Below are 14,147 nucleotides of genomic sequence, written 5' to 3' on the forward strand. Positions count from 1 at the left end.
ATTATCACTTGAAGATGCTCGAATAAATCCCAAGAATATAAGATTCTAATTGAAATACGCTTGCAACTTCTGTTCCTGAATATAGCTCATCTAAAAGTTTTTTCTATCATAGAATTAAAATCACTGCTAGCTTTGTGTTATAGAATGAAAGCTGTATATTTGTATGCACCATAATTAAAAGGTTGTACATGTATGAGCAATAAAATATATCCTATTGGTATCCAGAACTTCGAGAAAATCCGTCAAGACGGTTATTTCTATGTTGATAAAACGGCCTTGATGTATCAAATGGTAAAGACCGGGAGTTATTACTTTTTGAGTCGTCCGCGACGTTTTGGAAAGAGTCTGCTGATCTCTACTTTGGAAGCATATTTTCAAGGGAAGAAGGAACTGTTTACGGGACTGATGGTGGAGAAGCTCGAAAAAGATTGGATAGAACATCCAATTTTGCATCTTGACCTTAATATCGAGAAGTATGATGCTTTGGAGAGTCTGGATAATATTCTAGATAAATCGTTGACCGCTTGGGAAAAACTTTATGGTGCCGAACCATCGGAACGTTCGTTCTCCCTACGCTTTGCCGGTATTATAGAGCGTGCTTGCCAGAAGACCGGACAACGGGTAGTTATTCTGGTGGATGAATATGACAAGCCGATGCTGCAGGCCATTGGCAATGAGGACTTACAGAAGCAATTCCGGGATACGTTGAAGCCTTTCTACGGAGCTTTGAAGACGATGGACGGCTGCATCAAGTTTGCGTTGTTGACCGGGGTGACAAAATTTGGCAAGGTGAGCGTGTTCAGCGACTTGAATAACTTGAAGGATATTTCAATGGATGAACGCTTTGTGGATATTTGCGGCATCACGGAGAAAGAAATACATGACAACCTGGAGGAGGAATTGCATCAGTTGGCAGAAAAGCAGAAGATGAGTTATGAGCAGGTGTGCGCAGAATTGAAAGAATGTTATGATGGTTACCACTTTATGGAACATACCATCGGGATCTATAACCCTTTCAGTCTGTTGAACACGTTTGATAAGATGAAGTTCGGCAGCTACTGGTTTGAGACGGGGACACCCACTTATCTAGTGAACTTGTTGAAGAAGCATCACTATGATTTGGAACGGATGGCTCATGAGGAAACAGACGAACAGGTGTTGAACAGTATCGACTCGGAATCTAGTAATCCCATTCCAGTGATTTATCAGAGCGGATATCTTACCATTAAGGGGTATGACGAAGAGTTTGGCATATACCGTTTAGGTTTTCCGAATCGTGAAGTGGAAGAGGGGTTTGTCCGTTTCTTACTTCCTTATTATGCGAACGTAAATAAGGTGGAGTCTCCTTTTGAAATTCAGAAGTTTGTCCGTGAAGTACGTTCCGGTGACTATAACTCTTTCTTCCGACGGCTGCAAAGTTTCTTTGCGGACACTGGTTATGACGTGATTCGCGAGCAGGAGTTACATTACGAAAATGTGCTTTTTATCGTTTTCAAACTCGTGGGCTTTTATACTAAAGTGGAATATCATACAAGCGAAGGGCGTATCGACCTTGTGTTGCAAACGGATAAATTTATATATGTCATGGAATTTAAACTGAATGGTACGGCAGAAGAAGCCCTGAAACAGATTAATGAGAAACATTATTCACTTCCTTTTGAAGCGGATAATCGTAAGCTTTTTAAAGTGGGTGTGAACTTTAGTTCGCAAACAAGAAATATAGAAAAATGGATAGTGGAAGAGTAGTTCCTTTTATTTCAAATTCCTAAAATACGCCCGTATCTTCCGCATAATCTTGATTCCCATCACTACGCCATCGAATACAGCCATACCGGTATTGAACGAACGCATGATTGCATCCGCCTTATTGGTTGCCGGAGCAAGTGGGGCAAATATTTCGCGTGTAGTAGCTGTCATGGCCTTTTTTTGAGCATGGATCTCATTTAAAAGCTTTTTTTTACGTTCGGCAATCTCTTCTAATGTAAATTTCTGCGGGGTCTGCGCATTCATAATTTATTTATTTGAATCAGTTAAAAATAAATTAGCGAGGAAGTTCACCATCGGAGAAATGATGAGCTGCTTGCGGAAAATAATAACCAGGGCGATGAGAACAACATTGATGCCTGCAATGATGGCGAAACTCGACATCAGACCGCCCACTAAAGGCTCCAATATATAAGCAAGAGCAAAAAGCAGATAAAACAGAGCCACCATGCCAAGGATAATAAGTATTAATATCATAATTAACGTGGAAAAAAGTATGGTTAACTTCTCCGTCAATTCTAATTTGGTATATTCTTTTTGAAGCTCTAGATATTTCTTGAACTCGAAAAACAACTGCTGAAAATTCTCAATACTTTTATCGTCTGCAAACATGGTCGCTCTGTTTTTAGTCTTTGATTACTCACTTATTCTGCTATTTCTCCTTTCATCTCCGCAGCAATCTCATCAACGAGAGTTTCCATTTCGCTGCGATTCAGTTTGATTCCCTTTTTACGAAGAATCTCTGCGATTTTGTGACGGGTGTCTTCTCCTTTTTCAGGAGCAAATAAAATACCAAGGGCTGCGCCTACGGCTGCACCACCCAGAAAAGCTGCTAAAACATTCAATCCTTTCATAATGTATAATGTTTAAAATGATTATGATACAACAAATATAACATTTTTATGGAAAGGTTGTTCGTGAAAACTGAAATTTTTTGCTACGTTTTATAATTCTTTTTTTCTTTTATGGTTTAATCTTATTTAACTGACTTTCGTAGCTAACCTTTGAAGGTTAAGGCGTACTTTTGTTTTCGAATATTGTAAATCAAAACATAATGGAAGCTAAGATTGTTTTTATAACCGGTGCCAGTAGCGGAATTGGCGAAGGTTGTGCCCGTAAATTTGCGAAGGAGGGATGGAATCTGATTCTGAATGCCCGTACCGTTTCGAAACTGGAAGAACTGAAAGCTGAACTGGAAGCGACGCATGGTGTACGGGTTTATATATTGCCCTTTGATGTGCGCGACCGGAAGCTGGCTGCCGCCTCTTTGGAATCATTGCCCGAAGAATGGAAGGCGATTGATGTGTTGGTGAACAACGCCGGGCTGGTGATCGGTGTGGATAAGGAATTCGAGGGTAACCTGGATGAATGGGATATCATGATCGATACGAATATAAGAGGATTGCTGGCAATGACGCGTTTGGTGGTTCCCGGTATGGTAGAACGCGGGCGCGGACATATTATTAATATCGGATCTATTGCCGGTGATGCCGCTTATCCGGGTGGGAGTGTGTATTGCGCAACGAAAGCTGCCGTGAAGGCTCTTTCGGACGGACTCCGGATCGATTTGGTGGATACTCCGTTGAGAGTGACGAACATCAAACCGGGAATGGTGGAGACAAACTTTACAGTGGTGCGTTACCGGGGAGATAAGGAAGCTGCCGATAATTTTTATAAAGGGATTCGTCCGTTGACGGGAGATGACATTGCGGAAACAGTTTATTTTGCCGCGTCGGCTCCTGCGCATATTCAGATTGCGGAGGTGCTTTTGATGCCTACTTATCAGGCAACGGGTACTATTTCGTATAAGAAAAAGCCGGAATAGATGTTTTTTTGACGGATTTCTTTGCCGGATGATAAAATTTCTATTATTTTGTTGCCCGAAACTAAATGTAATAGACGAAAATATTGAATTATTAATTAAAACAGAGTATAGGATTATGAAAAAATTAGTCGTATTAGGAATGGGAGTATGCTTGGTGCTAGCATTTGCATCTTGTAAATCCAGCGAAAGTGCCTATAAGAAAGCTTACGAAAAAGCGAAACAGCAAGAATTGGCAGAACCGCAGGTGGAAGCTCCGGTAGAAGTAACTCCGGTGGTTGCAGCTCCTGTGACAACTACTAAAGTGGCAGATACATCCGGCGTTCGTCAGGAAAAGGTTACAGTGGTTTCCGGCAACGAAGGGTTGAAAGATTATAGCATCGTAGCAGGTAGCTTTGGTGTGAAAGCGAATGCTGAAGGCCTGAAAGATTGGTTGGATGGACAAGGATATCACTCTACGATTGCATTTAATGCTGACAAGGCAATGTATCGCGTTATCGTGAATTCATTTGCTGATAAGGCTGCTGCTGCTGAAGCTCGCGACGCATTCAAGGCTAAATATCCGAACCGTTCGGATTTCCAGGGGGCTTGGTTGCTGTATCGCGTATATTGATTTCTTTTTGGTAATATATATTGGAAAGAACGAACGTTTTTTTCCGAATAAGAAGGCGGTAACTGGGAAGTTACTGCTTTTTTATTGAAAATGAGTGACTTCTTCGTTTAGATATTTTTATCTTTCTACTAAAAGAAGTTATAAATGATAGGAGGGAAACTTTTATAGCAAAGAAAGTTTTTACTTTTGTCAATTCTTAATTTGGAGAATGTATTGCCTGAATGTGAATAGGGCATTAATTTAGAGATTGAATGGAACAAAAATATGTAATGGCTGCTATCGACGCGGCTTTAAAAGCAGGTGAAAAGATTCTTTCTATTTATAATGATCCGGCATCGGACTTTGAAATAGAGAGAAAGGCCGATAACTCTCCGCTAACTATAGCAGACAGAAAAGCGCATGAAGCAATTGTGGCTATTCTGAATGATACTCCTTTTCCTGTTCTTAGTGAAGAAGGGAAGCATTTAGGGTATGAGACTCGACGTGAGTGGGATACTTTATGGATTGTAGATCCGCTGGATGGAACGAAGGAGTTTATTAAGCGTAATGGAGAATTTACGGTAAATATCGCTTTGGTGCAGAATTCTGTGCCTGTGTTCGGTGTTATTTATGTACCTGTGAAAAAAGAACTTTATTTCGGGATTGAGGGTGCAGGGGCTTATAAATGTTCCGGTATTGTCGGTTTGGAAGGTGACGGCGTGGCATTGGAAGAACTGGTTGCGAAATCGGAACGGTTACCTTTGAAGGAAGTGCACGATCATCTGATTGTGGTTGCTTCACGTTCGCACCTGTCGCCTGAAACAGAATCATATATTGCAGATTTAAAGAAGAAACACGGCAGTGTGGAGTTGATTTCGAGTGGAAGTTCTATTAAAATCTGTCTGGTTGCTGAAGGAAAGGCTGATGTATATCCGCGTTTCGCTCCGACGATGGAGTGGGATACGGCTGCAGGGCATGCGATAGCCCGTGCCGCCGGGATGGAAGTATATCAGGCTGGAAAGGAAGAACCTCTACGATATAATAAGGAGGATTTATTGAATCCGTGGTTTATCGTTGAGCCAAAAAGAGAACACTAAATAATGTTTATATGACATTTGAAATCGTATTTGTACTATTATCCCTATTAGGAATGGTAGCGGCTTTGGTAGCAGACAAGATGCGTCCGGGCATGATACTTTTTTCGGTAGTGGTTTTGTTTCTGTGTGCCGGCATTCTGACTCCTAAGGAGATGCTGGAAGGGTTTAGTAATAAAGGGATGATTACCGTTGCTCTGCTGTTTTTGGTGAGTGAAGGTATTCGTCAGTCGGGTACACTGGGACAAGTGATTAAGAAGTTGCTTCCGCAGGGAAAGACAACGGTGTTTAAAGCACAGTTGCGTATCTTGCCTTCGGTGGCTTTTATTTCTGCCTTTCTGAATAATACGCCTGTCGTGGTTATTTTTGCCCCGATTATCAAGCATTGGGCTAAATCGGTGAATCTCCCGGCTACGAAGTTTCTGATTCCTCTTTCTTATGTGACTATTTTGGGAGGTATCTGTACATTGATCGGTACTTCTACTAACCTGGTGGTGCATGGAATGATATTGGAAGCCGGATTTGAAGGCTTCTCCATGTTCGAACTCGGAAAGGTGGGAATATTCATCGCTATTGCCGGAATTATTTATATATTTCTTTTTTCCAAGCGTCTTTTGCCGGATGCGCGTCCGGACACGGCTGTGCCGGATGAAGAAGTAGAAGAGGGGGAGAAGTTGCATCGGGTAGAGGCTGTTTTGGGGGCTCGCTTTCCCGGTATTAATAAAAAGCTGAAAGATTTTAATTTTCAACGTCATTATGGTGCCGAAGTAAAAGAAATCAAGACGCGTAATGGACAGCGTTTTGTAACAAATCTGGATGATGTGGTGCTTCATGAAGGAGATACGTTGGTTGTGATGGCTGATGATACATTTATTCCTACGTGGGGTGAGTCTTCTGTGTTTGTCTTGTTGACGAATGGAAATGAACCGGATACTACCGGAAAGAAAAAACGTTGGTTTGCTTTGCTGTTATTGGTTCTGATGATTGTGGGTGCAACGGTGGGTGAGCTTCCGGTAACAAAGGAGATGTTTCCGGATATCAAGTTGGATATGTTTTTCTTTGTGTCTATCACTACTATTATTATGGCATGGACAAATCTGTTCCCTGCTCGTAAATACACTAAATATATTTCGTGGGATATATTGATTACGATTGCTTGTGCATTTGCTATCAGTAAGGCGATGGTGAACTCCGGTGTGGCGGATAGCGTTGCGAAGTTTATTATCGGATTGAGTGATGATTATGGTCCGCACGTATTGCTCGCCATGGTATTTATTATCACGAATTTGTTTACGGAATTGATTACTAATAATGCAGCAGCGGCTTTGGCTTTTCCTTTGGCATTGTCAATCTCTGCGCAATTAGGGGTAAGTCCGACGCCCTTCTTTGTGGTGATTTGTATGGCTGCATCTGCCAGCTTTTCAACGCCTATCGGTTATCAAACGAATCTGATTGTGCAAGGTATCGGTAACTATAAGTTTACGGATTTTGTACGTATCGGTTTGCCGCTTAATATTATAACTTTCTTAATATCTATTATCCTGATCCCATTGATCTGGAACTTTTAATAAATAAATCTGTAAATGGAAGAAAAGAACCATATATATCCGATATTTGACCGCATGATGACGCGGCAGGATAAAGAAGAACTTTTAGGGCAACACAGTGTGATGATCTGGTTTACCGGATTGAGCGGTTCCGGAAAGAGCACGATTGCTATTGCATTGGAACGTGAACTCCATAAGCGCGGATTGCTTTGCCGTATCTTGGATGGGGATAATATCCGTAGTGGAATTAATAATAACCTGGGATTTTCCGAAACGGACCGGGTGGAAAATATTCGTCGTATAGCTGAAGTGTCTAAGCTGTTTTTGGATAGTGGCATCATTACGATTGCTGCATTTATCAGCCCTAATAATGATATTCGCGAAATGGCTGCGAATATTATCGGTAAGGATGATTTTCTGGAAATTTTCGTTAGCACTCCGTTGGAGGAGTGTGAGAAACGTGATGTGAAAGGCTTATATGCGAAGGCACGGAAAGGGGAGATTCAGAATTTTACAGGAATTTCCGCACCATTCGAGGTTCCGGAACATCCGGCTTTGTCACTGGATACTTCCAAATTGACTTTGGAGGAATCGGTGAACCGTTTGTTGGAGCTTGTTTTGCCAAAAGTGAAGAGTATAAAATGAAGAATGAGGAATTAGGGATGAAGAATTAGTATGCGGTTATCAGCAAATTCATAATTCGTAATTCATAATTTTAAAAATAATGGAAGAATATAAATTAAGCCACTTGAAGGAACTCGAAGCCGAGTCTATTCATATCATCCGCGAGGTGGCGGCGGAATTTGAGAATCCGGTGATGCTTTACAGTATCGGAAAGGATTCTTCGGTGATGGTACGCTTGGCTGAAAAAGCGTTTTATCCGGGTAAAGTGCCATTCCCATTGATGCACATCGACTCGAAATGGAAATTCAAGGAGATGATTCAGTTCCGTGATGAATATGCGAAGAAGTACGGATGGAATCTGATCGTGGAAAGTAATATGGAGGCTTTTCATGCAGGGGTAGGACCTTTTACGCATGGAAGTAAAGTGCATACAGACTTGATGAAGACGCAGGCATTGCTTCATGCGCTGGATAAATATAAGTTTGATGCAGCATTTGGTGGGGCCCGCCGCGATGAGGAAAAGTCACGCGCGAAGGAACGTATTTTCTCTTTCCGGGATAAATTTCATCAATGGGACCCGAAAAATCAGCGTCCTGAATTGTGGGATATTTATAATGCCCGTGTGCACAAGGGGGAAAGTATCCGTGTATTCCCGATTAGTAACTGGACAGAGTTGGACATCTGGCAGTATATTCGTCTGGAGAATATTCCGATTGTTCCGCTTTATTATGCTAAGGAACGTCCGGTGATTAATTTGGATGGTAATATTATTATGGCAGATGATGAGCGTTTGCCTGAAAAGTACCGGGATCAGATTGAAATGAAGATGGTGCGTTTCCGTACGTTGGGCTGCTGGCCTCTGACTGGGGCAGTGGAAAGCGGAGCTGCTACAATCGAAGAGATTGTGGAAGAAATGATGACTACCACCAAGAGTGAGCGTACTACCCGTGTGATTGACTTTGACCAGGAGGGTAGTATGGAACAAAAGAAACGTGAAGGATACTTTTAATTGTAACTAGTAATGGCAGATAATAAATTAGATATAAAAGCTTTTCTGGACAAGGATGAACAGAAAGACTTATTGAGACTGTTGACGGCGGGTTCGGTGGATGACGGAAAATCAACATTGATCGGACGCTTGTTGTTTGACAGTAAGAAATTGTATGAAGATCAACTGGATGCACTGGAACGTGATAGTAAGCGTGTAGGAAATGCAGGTGAGCATATTGACTATGCGTTATTGCTGGATGGTTTGAAGGCTGAACGTGAACAGGGAATTACAATTGATGTGGCTTATCGCTATTTTTCTACTAATGGCCGTAAGTTTATCATCGCGGATACTCCGGGACACGAACAGTACACCCGTAACATGATTACCGGCGGATCTACGGCTAACCTGGCTATCATTTTGGTGGATGCCCGCACGGGAGTGATTACCCAGACTCGTCGTCACACTTTTCTGGTGTCTTTGCTGGGGATCAAGCATGTGGTATTGGCTGTCAACAAGATGGACTTGGTGGACTTCTCGGAAGAGCGTTTTAATGAGATTGTGGCTGACTATAAGAAGTTTGTTACTCCGTTGGGTATTCCGGACGTAAACTGTATTCCTCTTTCTGCATTGGATGGGGATAATGTGGTGGATAAGTCTGAACGTACTCCGTGGTACAAGGGGATTTCTTTGCTCGATTTCCTTGAAACGGTTCATATCGACAATGACCACAACTTTACGGATTTCCGTTTCCCGGTTCAATATGTGCTTCGTCCGAATTTGGACTTCAGAGGATTCTGCGGTAAAGTGGCATCGGGGATTGTTCGCAAAGGCGATACAGTGATGGCACTTCCTTCCGGAAAAACTTCTAAGGTGAAGAGCATCGTGACTTATGACGGAGAGTTGGATTATGCCTTCCCACCGCAGTCTGTGACTTTGACGCTGGAAGATGAAATTGACGTGTCACGTGGTGAAATGTTGGTGCATCCTGACAATCTGCCGACTGTGGATCGTAATTTTGAAGCGATGATGGTTTGGATGGATGAAGAACCGATGGATATTAATAAATCGTTCTTTATTAAACAGACTACCAATTTGAGCCGTACGCGCATCGATACAATAAAGTACAAGGTGGATGTGAATACAATGGAACATCTGTCTCTGGAGAATGGCCAGTTGACCAAAGAAACTTTGCCTTTGCAATTGAATCAGATTGCTCGCGTGGTATTGACTACGGCTAAAGAGCTGTTCTTTGATCCTTATAAGAAAAATAAATCGTGCGGTTCCTTTATCTTGATTGACCCGATCACCGATAATACTTCTGCGGTAGGTATGATTATCGACCGGGTGGAAATGAAAGATATGAGTGACACGGAAGATGTGCCGGTATTGGATATGACGAAGCTGGGAATTGCTCCGGAACATTATGAAGCGGTAGAAAAAGCTGTGAAGGAGTTGGAACGCCAGGGCTTGGCCGTACGACTAATAAAATAGATTGTTAAACAATAATTTGGAAGTTGGAAATGATGGTTTTACTGTCATTTCTAATTTTCGATTTTTAATTTTTAATTAATAAAGTGGGATTACTCGAATTTAATAAACTTCCGATTAATACATTGGTAGGTGCCGACTGGAAGACATTCAAGGCTATTACTGCCGGTCGTGAAATTGATGCAGCCTACAAGGGGAAATATCGATTGACTAAGGCTGTGTGTCGATTGCTTTCTCCATTGGCGTCATTGCAGGACAAGCGTTACGAGAAACTGCTCGCTAATCAGCCGTTGGAGCATGACCCGGTATTTATCCTGGGACACTGGCGAAGCGGAACTACGTTTGTACATAATGTATTCTCTTGTGATAAGCATTTTGGGTATAACACTACTTATCAGACTGTATTTCCTCATCTGATGATGTGGGGACAACCTTTCTTCAAAAAGAATATGAGTTGGCTGATGCCGGATAAGCGTCCGACGGATAATATGGAACTGGCAGTGGATCTTCCCCAGGAAGAGGAGTTTGCTTTGTCGAACATGATGCCTTATACCTATTATAATTTCTGGTTTCTGCCGAAGTATCAGCAGGAGTACGCTGATAAATATCTTTTGTTTGATGACATAACGGATGCCGAATTGAAGGTATTTGAAGAGGTGTTCACTAAATTGATTAAGATTTCTTTGTGGAATACTCATGGTACTCAATTCCTTAGTAAGAACCCTCCGCATACCGGAAGGGTGAAGGAATTGGTGAAAATGTTCCCGAATGCTAAGTTTATCTACCTGGTGCGTAACCCGTATACTGTATTCGAATCTACACGCAGTTTCTTTACAAATACGATTCAGCCGTTGAAATTGCAGGATGTTAGCAATGAACAATTGGAGGAAAATATCCTTTCTATCTATGCAAAGCTTTATCATAAGTATGAATCGGATAAGAAGTTTATTCCGGAAGGTAACCTGATGGAAGTGAAATTTGAAGATTTCGAAGCGGATGCGATGGGCATGACGGAAACTATTTATAAGTCTCTTTCTATCCCCGGATTTGCTGAAGCACGTAGCGATATAGAAAAATACGTGGGCGGAAAGAAGGGATATAAGAAGAATAAATATAAATATGATGACCGTACGATTCAATTGGTAGAAAAGAACTGGGATTTTGCTTTGAAACAATGGGATTATAAATTATAAGAAGAAAAAGAAAGGAAAAGTATTGATGATTCAGAAAAGCATTCATCGCCTGTTGATGACAGGTTTCGTTGCATTTATTTCTTCCTTGTCTTTGATGGCGCAACATAAAGTTGAGGTGATTCCTTTCGGGGACATGGATCAATGGGTGGACCGTCAGATAAAGGAGTCGAGCATTATTGGTGGGAATACTAAGAATGTATATGCGATAGGGCCGACGTCGGTGATCAAGGGAGATCAGGTTTATAAGAATATGGGTGGTTCGCCTTGGGCTACTTCGAATGTGATGGCGAAAGTGGCCGGTATTACGAAAACTAATACTTCGGTCTTTCCGGAGAAGCGGGGAGATGGATACTGTGCTCGTTTGGATACACGCATGGAAAGTGTGAAAGTGCTGGGATTGGTTAATATTACAGTGTTGGCGGCAGGTTCTATCTTTACCGGTTCGGTGCATGAGCCGATTAAGGGCACTAAAAATCCGCAGAAAATGCTGCAGACGGGTATTCCGTTTACAAAAAAACCGGTTGCTCTTCAGTTTGATTACAAGGTGAAGATGTCTGACCGGGAGAATCGTATTCGTGCTACCGGTTTCAGTAAGATTACGGATGTGCCCGGAAAAGATTATCCGGCAGCTATCCTGTTGCTGCAAAAACGTTGGGAAGATGCCAATGGAAATGTGTATGCGAAACGGATAGGGACAATGGTGACTTATTATTATCACTCTACGGACTGGAAAAATAATGTGACTTATGAGATTATGTATGGTGATATAACGAATCGTCCGGAATACAAGGCGCACATGATGCGTCTGCAAGCAACCGAAAGTTATACGGTGAACAGCAAGGGTGAAAGCGTGCCTATCCACGAAGTGGCCTGGGGAGATGAAAATGATGTTCCGACTCATATGTATATTCAATTCACATCCAGTCATGGAGGAGCTTATATCGGTTCTCCGGGAAATACATTATGGGTTGACAATGTAAAACTGGTATATTAACAAAGTATATAGACAAAGAAGAAAAATAGTCAGTGATATTATTTATCATTGACTATTTTTTTTGTTTTAATTCTTTTGTCACAACCCCTTTCAGATGCCTTCTGGAGTTATCTAAGACTTTTATCGCTCTATAAAAATCTATGAATGAATGAAAATTTACGTGTTTTTTTGTTTGTGTTATATTAAATATCTATATTTGCACTAAATTTAGAAAGAAGAATGACGTTTATTGTCTCTTAGTCAGGTGTAGAACATTTGGGTTGTGTATCTATCCTGTAAGACAATTGAAATATATTATTTACTAAAATAAATTGAGATGAAAAAGGGTTTATTGTTTATTTTATTGGCAGCAGCATCTGTATGTCTGCCTGCACAAGAAAAAGAAAATGCAGCAAAGAGTTATAGAGTGGAAACTAACCGCTTTGGTGCTAACTGGTTTATTAGTGGTGGCGTTGGCGCACAAATGTATTTTGGCGACAATGATGGTAAAGCCGACTTCGGAAAACGTCTTGCTCCGGCACTTGACATTGCTGTAGGTAAGTGGTTTACTCCAGGTATCGGATTACGCGTGGCTTACAACGGTCTTCAGGCTAAAGGTGCTACTCCTTATGCTAACGGTCCGCTTGTAGACGGAGGACAGTACTCTAATGGTTACTACAAAGAAAAATGGAATGTTGTTAACCTTCACGGAGACGTATTGTTGAACCTTACCAATATGTTCTGTGGTTATAAAGAAGATCGTCTGTACTCATTCATTCCTTATGTAGGTGCTGGATTCGTACACACAGGTAAAGGTCCGGGTTATGATGAACTGGGTATCAATGCCGGTTTGATCAACCGCTTCCGTCTGTCTTCAGCTTTGGATCTTAACGTTGAATTGCGCGGACTTTTGATGAAAGGCGCATTTGGTAACTCAGGTCCTGAAGGATTGGCTGGTCTGACTGTAGGTGTTACTTACAAGTTCAAGAAACGTGGTTGGGATGCTGTTCCTACTGTACCGATGGTTCCGGAAAGTCAGTTGAACGACATGAGAGACAGAGTAAACGCTCTGAAGGGTGAAAATGAATCTTTGAAACGTGACTTGGTTGAAGCACGTAACAAAAAACCGGAAGTGATCGTTAAGAAAGAAGCTGGTTTCATTCCACGTTACGTTGTTGTATTTAATATTGGAAAGAGCAACATCAGCAAGAGAGAGTATATGAATATCGAAGCTATGGCTAAAGGTATCAAAGCAACTGATAAAGTATTTACTGTAACAGGTTATGCTGATAAAGGTACTGGTTCTGCTGAATATAACATGAAATTGAGTAAGAAGAGAGCTGAAGCAGTTCGTGACCTGATGGTTAATGAATTCGGTGTTCCTGCTTCTCAGTTGAAAGTTGATTACAAGGGTGGCGTAGGCAACATGTTCTATGATGATGCTAAGTTAAGCCGTGTAGCTATTGTTGAAGAATAATATACATTTTAAATAATAGAATAAAAGAGACGTTTCCTTTCACAGGAAGCGTCTTTTTTGTATTTTTGTACCCCATGAGCAGAATAGTAGCAATAGATTATGGAAGAAAGCGTACTGGGATAGCTGTGAGCGATACTATGCAGTTAATCGCAAACGGATTGACAACAGTGCCTACGCATGAACTTCTGAACTTTATCGGTGAATATATGGCTAAAGAACCGGTGGAGCGGATTATTATTGGATTGCCAAAGCAAATGAATAATGAGGTTTCGGAGAATATGAAGAATATAGAACCTTTTGTTCGTTCGCTGAAGAAGCGCTATCCGGACCTTCCGGTCGAATATGTGGACGAACGGTTTACTTCTGTTCTTGCGCATCGTACCATGTTGGAGGCCGGTCTGAAGAAAAAGGACCGCCAAAATAAAGCATTGGTGGATGAGATAAGTGCTACTATTATTTTGCAAACATATTTGGAGAGTAAACGTTTTTAATAGAAGATATTAAATAATGCGAATCAGTAGTTGAACTCTGATTCCTTGTTTTAGAAAATTAGATAAATGAATGCGATGGCAATTTTGCCCA

At 41.4% G+C, this 14,147-nt stretch carries 15 protein-coding genes; 12 read left to right on the forward strand and 3 right to left on the reverse strand.

The annotated features are described in order from the left end of the window. The first annotated feature begins 192 nt into the window (after nt 1-192). Entirely contained in the window at nt 193-1,746 is a 1,554-nt protein-coding gene (locus LPH68_RS23840) for an ATP-binding protein (protein WP_004313231.1), read from the forward strand. A gap of 6 nt (nt 1,747-1,752) precedes the next feature. On the opposite strand, the gene LPH68_RS23845 is transcribed toward LPH68_RS23840, so the two are convergent. The 3 genes from LPH68_RS23845 to LPH68_RS23855 are packed head-to-tail and all read right to left on the reverse strand — an operon-like array spanning nt 1,753 to nt 2,618. Then, nucleotides 1,753-2,010, reverse strand: a complete 258-nt coding sequence (locus LPH68_RS23845) for a hypothetical protein (RefSeq protein WP_004313232.1) — start codon at nt 2,008-2,010, stop codon at nt 1,753-1,755. A 3-nt stretch (nt 2,011-2,013) separates the two neighbouring features. Further along, nucleotides 2,014-2,376, reverse strand: coding sequence for a phage holin family protein (locus LPH68_RS23850; protein ID WP_004313233.1), 363 nt, complete (start codon nt 2,374-2,376; stop codon nt 2,014-2,016). A gap of 32 nt (nt 2,377-2,408) precedes the next feature. Further along, complete coding sequence (locus tag LPH68_RS23855) at nt 2,409-2,618, reverse strand: YtxH domain-containing protein (protein ID WP_004297513.1); 210 nt, start codon at nt 2,616-2,618, stop codon at nt 2,409-2,411. A gap of 200 nt (nt 2,619-2,818) precedes the next feature. Here LPH68_RS23855 and LPH68_RS23860 point away from each other — a divergent pair, with 200 nt between their 5' ends. From LPH68_RS23860 to ruvX, 11 genes are all read left to right on the forward strand, one after another. Next, complete coding sequence (locus LPH68_RS23860) at nt 2,819-3,589, forward strand: SDR family oxidoreductase (protein ID WP_004313234.1); 771 nt, start codon at nt 2,819-2,821, stop codon at nt 3,587-3,589. A gap of 115 nt (nt 3,590-3,704) precedes the next feature. Continuing rightward, nucleotides 3,705-4,199: an SPOR domain-containing protein gene (locus LPH68_RS23865; protein WP_004313235.1), complete on the forward strand. Its 495-nt coding sequence runs from the start codon at nt 3,705-3,707 to the stop codon at nt 4,197-4,199. Nucleotides 4,200-4,450: 251 nt separating this feature from the next. Continuing rightward, the gene (gene cysQ, locus LPH68_RS23870; protein WP_192923124.1) at nt 4,451-5,275 is read left to right on the forward strand and encodes a 3'(2'),5'-bisphosphate nucleotidase CysQ; all 825 of its coding nucleotides are present in this window, start codon (nt 4,451-4,453) and stop codon (nt 5,273-5,275) included. A gap of 11 nt (nt 5,276-5,286) precedes the next feature. Next, nucleotides 5,287-6,840, forward strand: coding sequence for an SLC13 family permease (locus LPH68_RS23875; protein ID WP_015531640.1), 1,554 nt, complete (start codon nt 5,287-5,289; stop codon nt 6,838-6,840). Nucleotides 6,841-6,855: 15 nt separating this feature from the next. Continuing rightward, on the forward strand, nt 6,856-7,464 hold the full coding sequence (cysC, locus tag LPH68_RS23880) for an adenylyl-sulfate kinase (RefSeq protein ID WP_004313238.1): 609 nt from the start codon (nt 6,856-6,858) through the stop codon (nt 7,462-7,464). Nucleotides 7,465-7,540: 76 nt separating this feature from the next. Further along, nucleotides 7,541-8,452, forward strand: a complete 912-nt coding sequence (cysD, locus tag LPH68_RS23885; RefSeq protein ID WP_181981116.1) for a sulfate adenylyltransferase subunit CysD — start codon at nt 7,541-7,543, stop codon at nt 8,450-8,452. 12 nt (nt 8,453-8,464) lie between these two features. Further along, nucleotides 8,465-9,925: a sulfate adenylyltransferase subunit CysN gene (gene cysN / locus LPH68_RS23890; RefSeq protein ID WP_087322492.1), complete on the forward strand. Its 1,461-nt coding sequence runs from the start codon at nt 8,465-8,467 to the stop codon at nt 9,923-9,925. Between the two features lie 83 nt (nt 9,926-10,008). Beyond that, nucleotides 10,009-11,115: a sulfotransferase gene (locus LPH68_RS23895; RefSeq protein WP_004313241.1), complete on the forward strand. Its 1,107-nt coding sequence runs from the start codon at nt 10,009-10,011 to the stop codon at nt 11,113-11,115. A 25-nt stretch (nt 11,116-11,140) separates the two neighbouring features. Continuing rightward, complete coding sequence (locus tag LPH68_RS23900) at nt 11,141-12,109, forward strand: PCMD domain-containing protein (protein ID WP_120144528.1); 969 nt, start codon at nt 11,141-11,143, stop codon at nt 12,107-12,109. 316 nt (nt 12,110-12,425) lie between these two features. After that, nucleotides 12,426-13,565 (forward strand): OmpA family protein, encoded by a 1,140-nt coding sequence (locus LPH68_RS23905; protein ID WP_004313243.1) that lies wholly within the window; start codon nt 12,426-12,428, stop codon nt 13,563-13,565. Between the two features lie 74 nt (nt 13,566-13,639). Continuing rightward, entirely contained in the window at nt 13,640-14,056 is a 417-nt protein-coding gene (ruvX, locus tag LPH68_RS23910; protein ID WP_008021987.1) for a Holliday junction resolvase RuvX, read from the forward strand. Nucleotides 14,057-14,147: the final 91 nt, after the last annotated feature.

The sequence above is a fragment of the Bacteroides sp. 1_1_30 genome (assembly GCF_020982715.1).
GTDB classification, from domain to species: Bacteria; Bacteroidota; Bacteroidia; order Bacteroidales; family Bacteroidaceae; genus Bacteroides; species Bacteroides xylanisolvens.

What these genes read in the sequence shown, in the direction of transcription:
- LPH68_RS23840 (WP_004313231.1), top strand. Translation starts at nt 193, where the DNA reads ATGAGCAATAAAATATATCCTATTGGTATCCAGAACTTCGAGAAAATC.
- LPH68_RS23845 (WP_004313232.1), bottom strand. Translation starts at nt 2,010, where the DNA reads ATGAATGCGCAGACCCCGCAGAAATTTACATTAGAAGAGATTGCCGAA.
- LPH68_RS23850 (WP_004313233.1), bottom strand. Translation starts at nt 2,376, where the DNA reads ATGTTTGCAGACGATAAAAGTATTGAGAATTTTCAGCAGTTGTTTTTC.
- LPH68_RS23855 (WP_004297513.1), bottom strand. Translation starts at nt 2,618, where the DNA reads ATGAAAGGATTGAATGTTTTAGCAGCTTTTCTGGGTGGTGCAGCCGTA.
- LPH68_RS23860 (WP_004313234.1), top strand. Translation starts at nt 2,819, where the DNA reads ATGGAAGCTAAGATTGTTTTTATAACCGGTGCCAGTAGCGGAATTGGC.
- LPH68_RS23865 (WP_004313235.1), top strand. Translation starts at nt 3,705, where the DNA reads ATGAAAAAATTAGTCGTATTAGGAATGGGAGTATGCTTGGTGCTAGCA.
- cysQ (WP_192923124.1), top strand. Translation starts at nt 4,451, where the DNA reads ATGGAACAAAAATATGTAATGGCTGCTATCGACGCGGCTTTAAAAGCA.
- LPH68_RS23875 (WP_015531640.1), top strand. Translation starts at nt 5,287, where the DNA reads ATGACATTTGAAATCGTATTTGTACTATTATCCCTATTAGGAATGGTA.
- cysC (WP_004313238.1), top strand. Translation starts at nt 6,856, where the DNA reads ATGGAAGAAAAGAACCATATATATCCGATATTTGACCGCATGATGACG.
- cysN (WP_087322492.1), top strand. Translation starts at nt 8,465, where the DNA reads ATGGCAGATAATAAATTAGATATAAAAGCTTTTCTGGACAAGGATGAA.
- LPH68_RS23900 (WP_120144528.1), top strand. Translation starts at nt 11,141, where the DNA reads ATGATTCAGAAAAGCATTCATCGCCTGTTGATGACAGGTTTCGTTGCA.
- LPH68_RS23905 (WP_004313243.1), top strand. Translation starts at nt 12,426, where the DNA reads ATGAAAAAGGGTTTATTGTTTATTTTATTGGCAGCAGCATCTGTATGT.
- ruvX (WP_008021987.1), top strand. Translation starts at nt 13,640, where the DNA reads ATGAGCAGAATAGTAGCAATAGATTATGGAAGAAAGCGTACTGGGATA.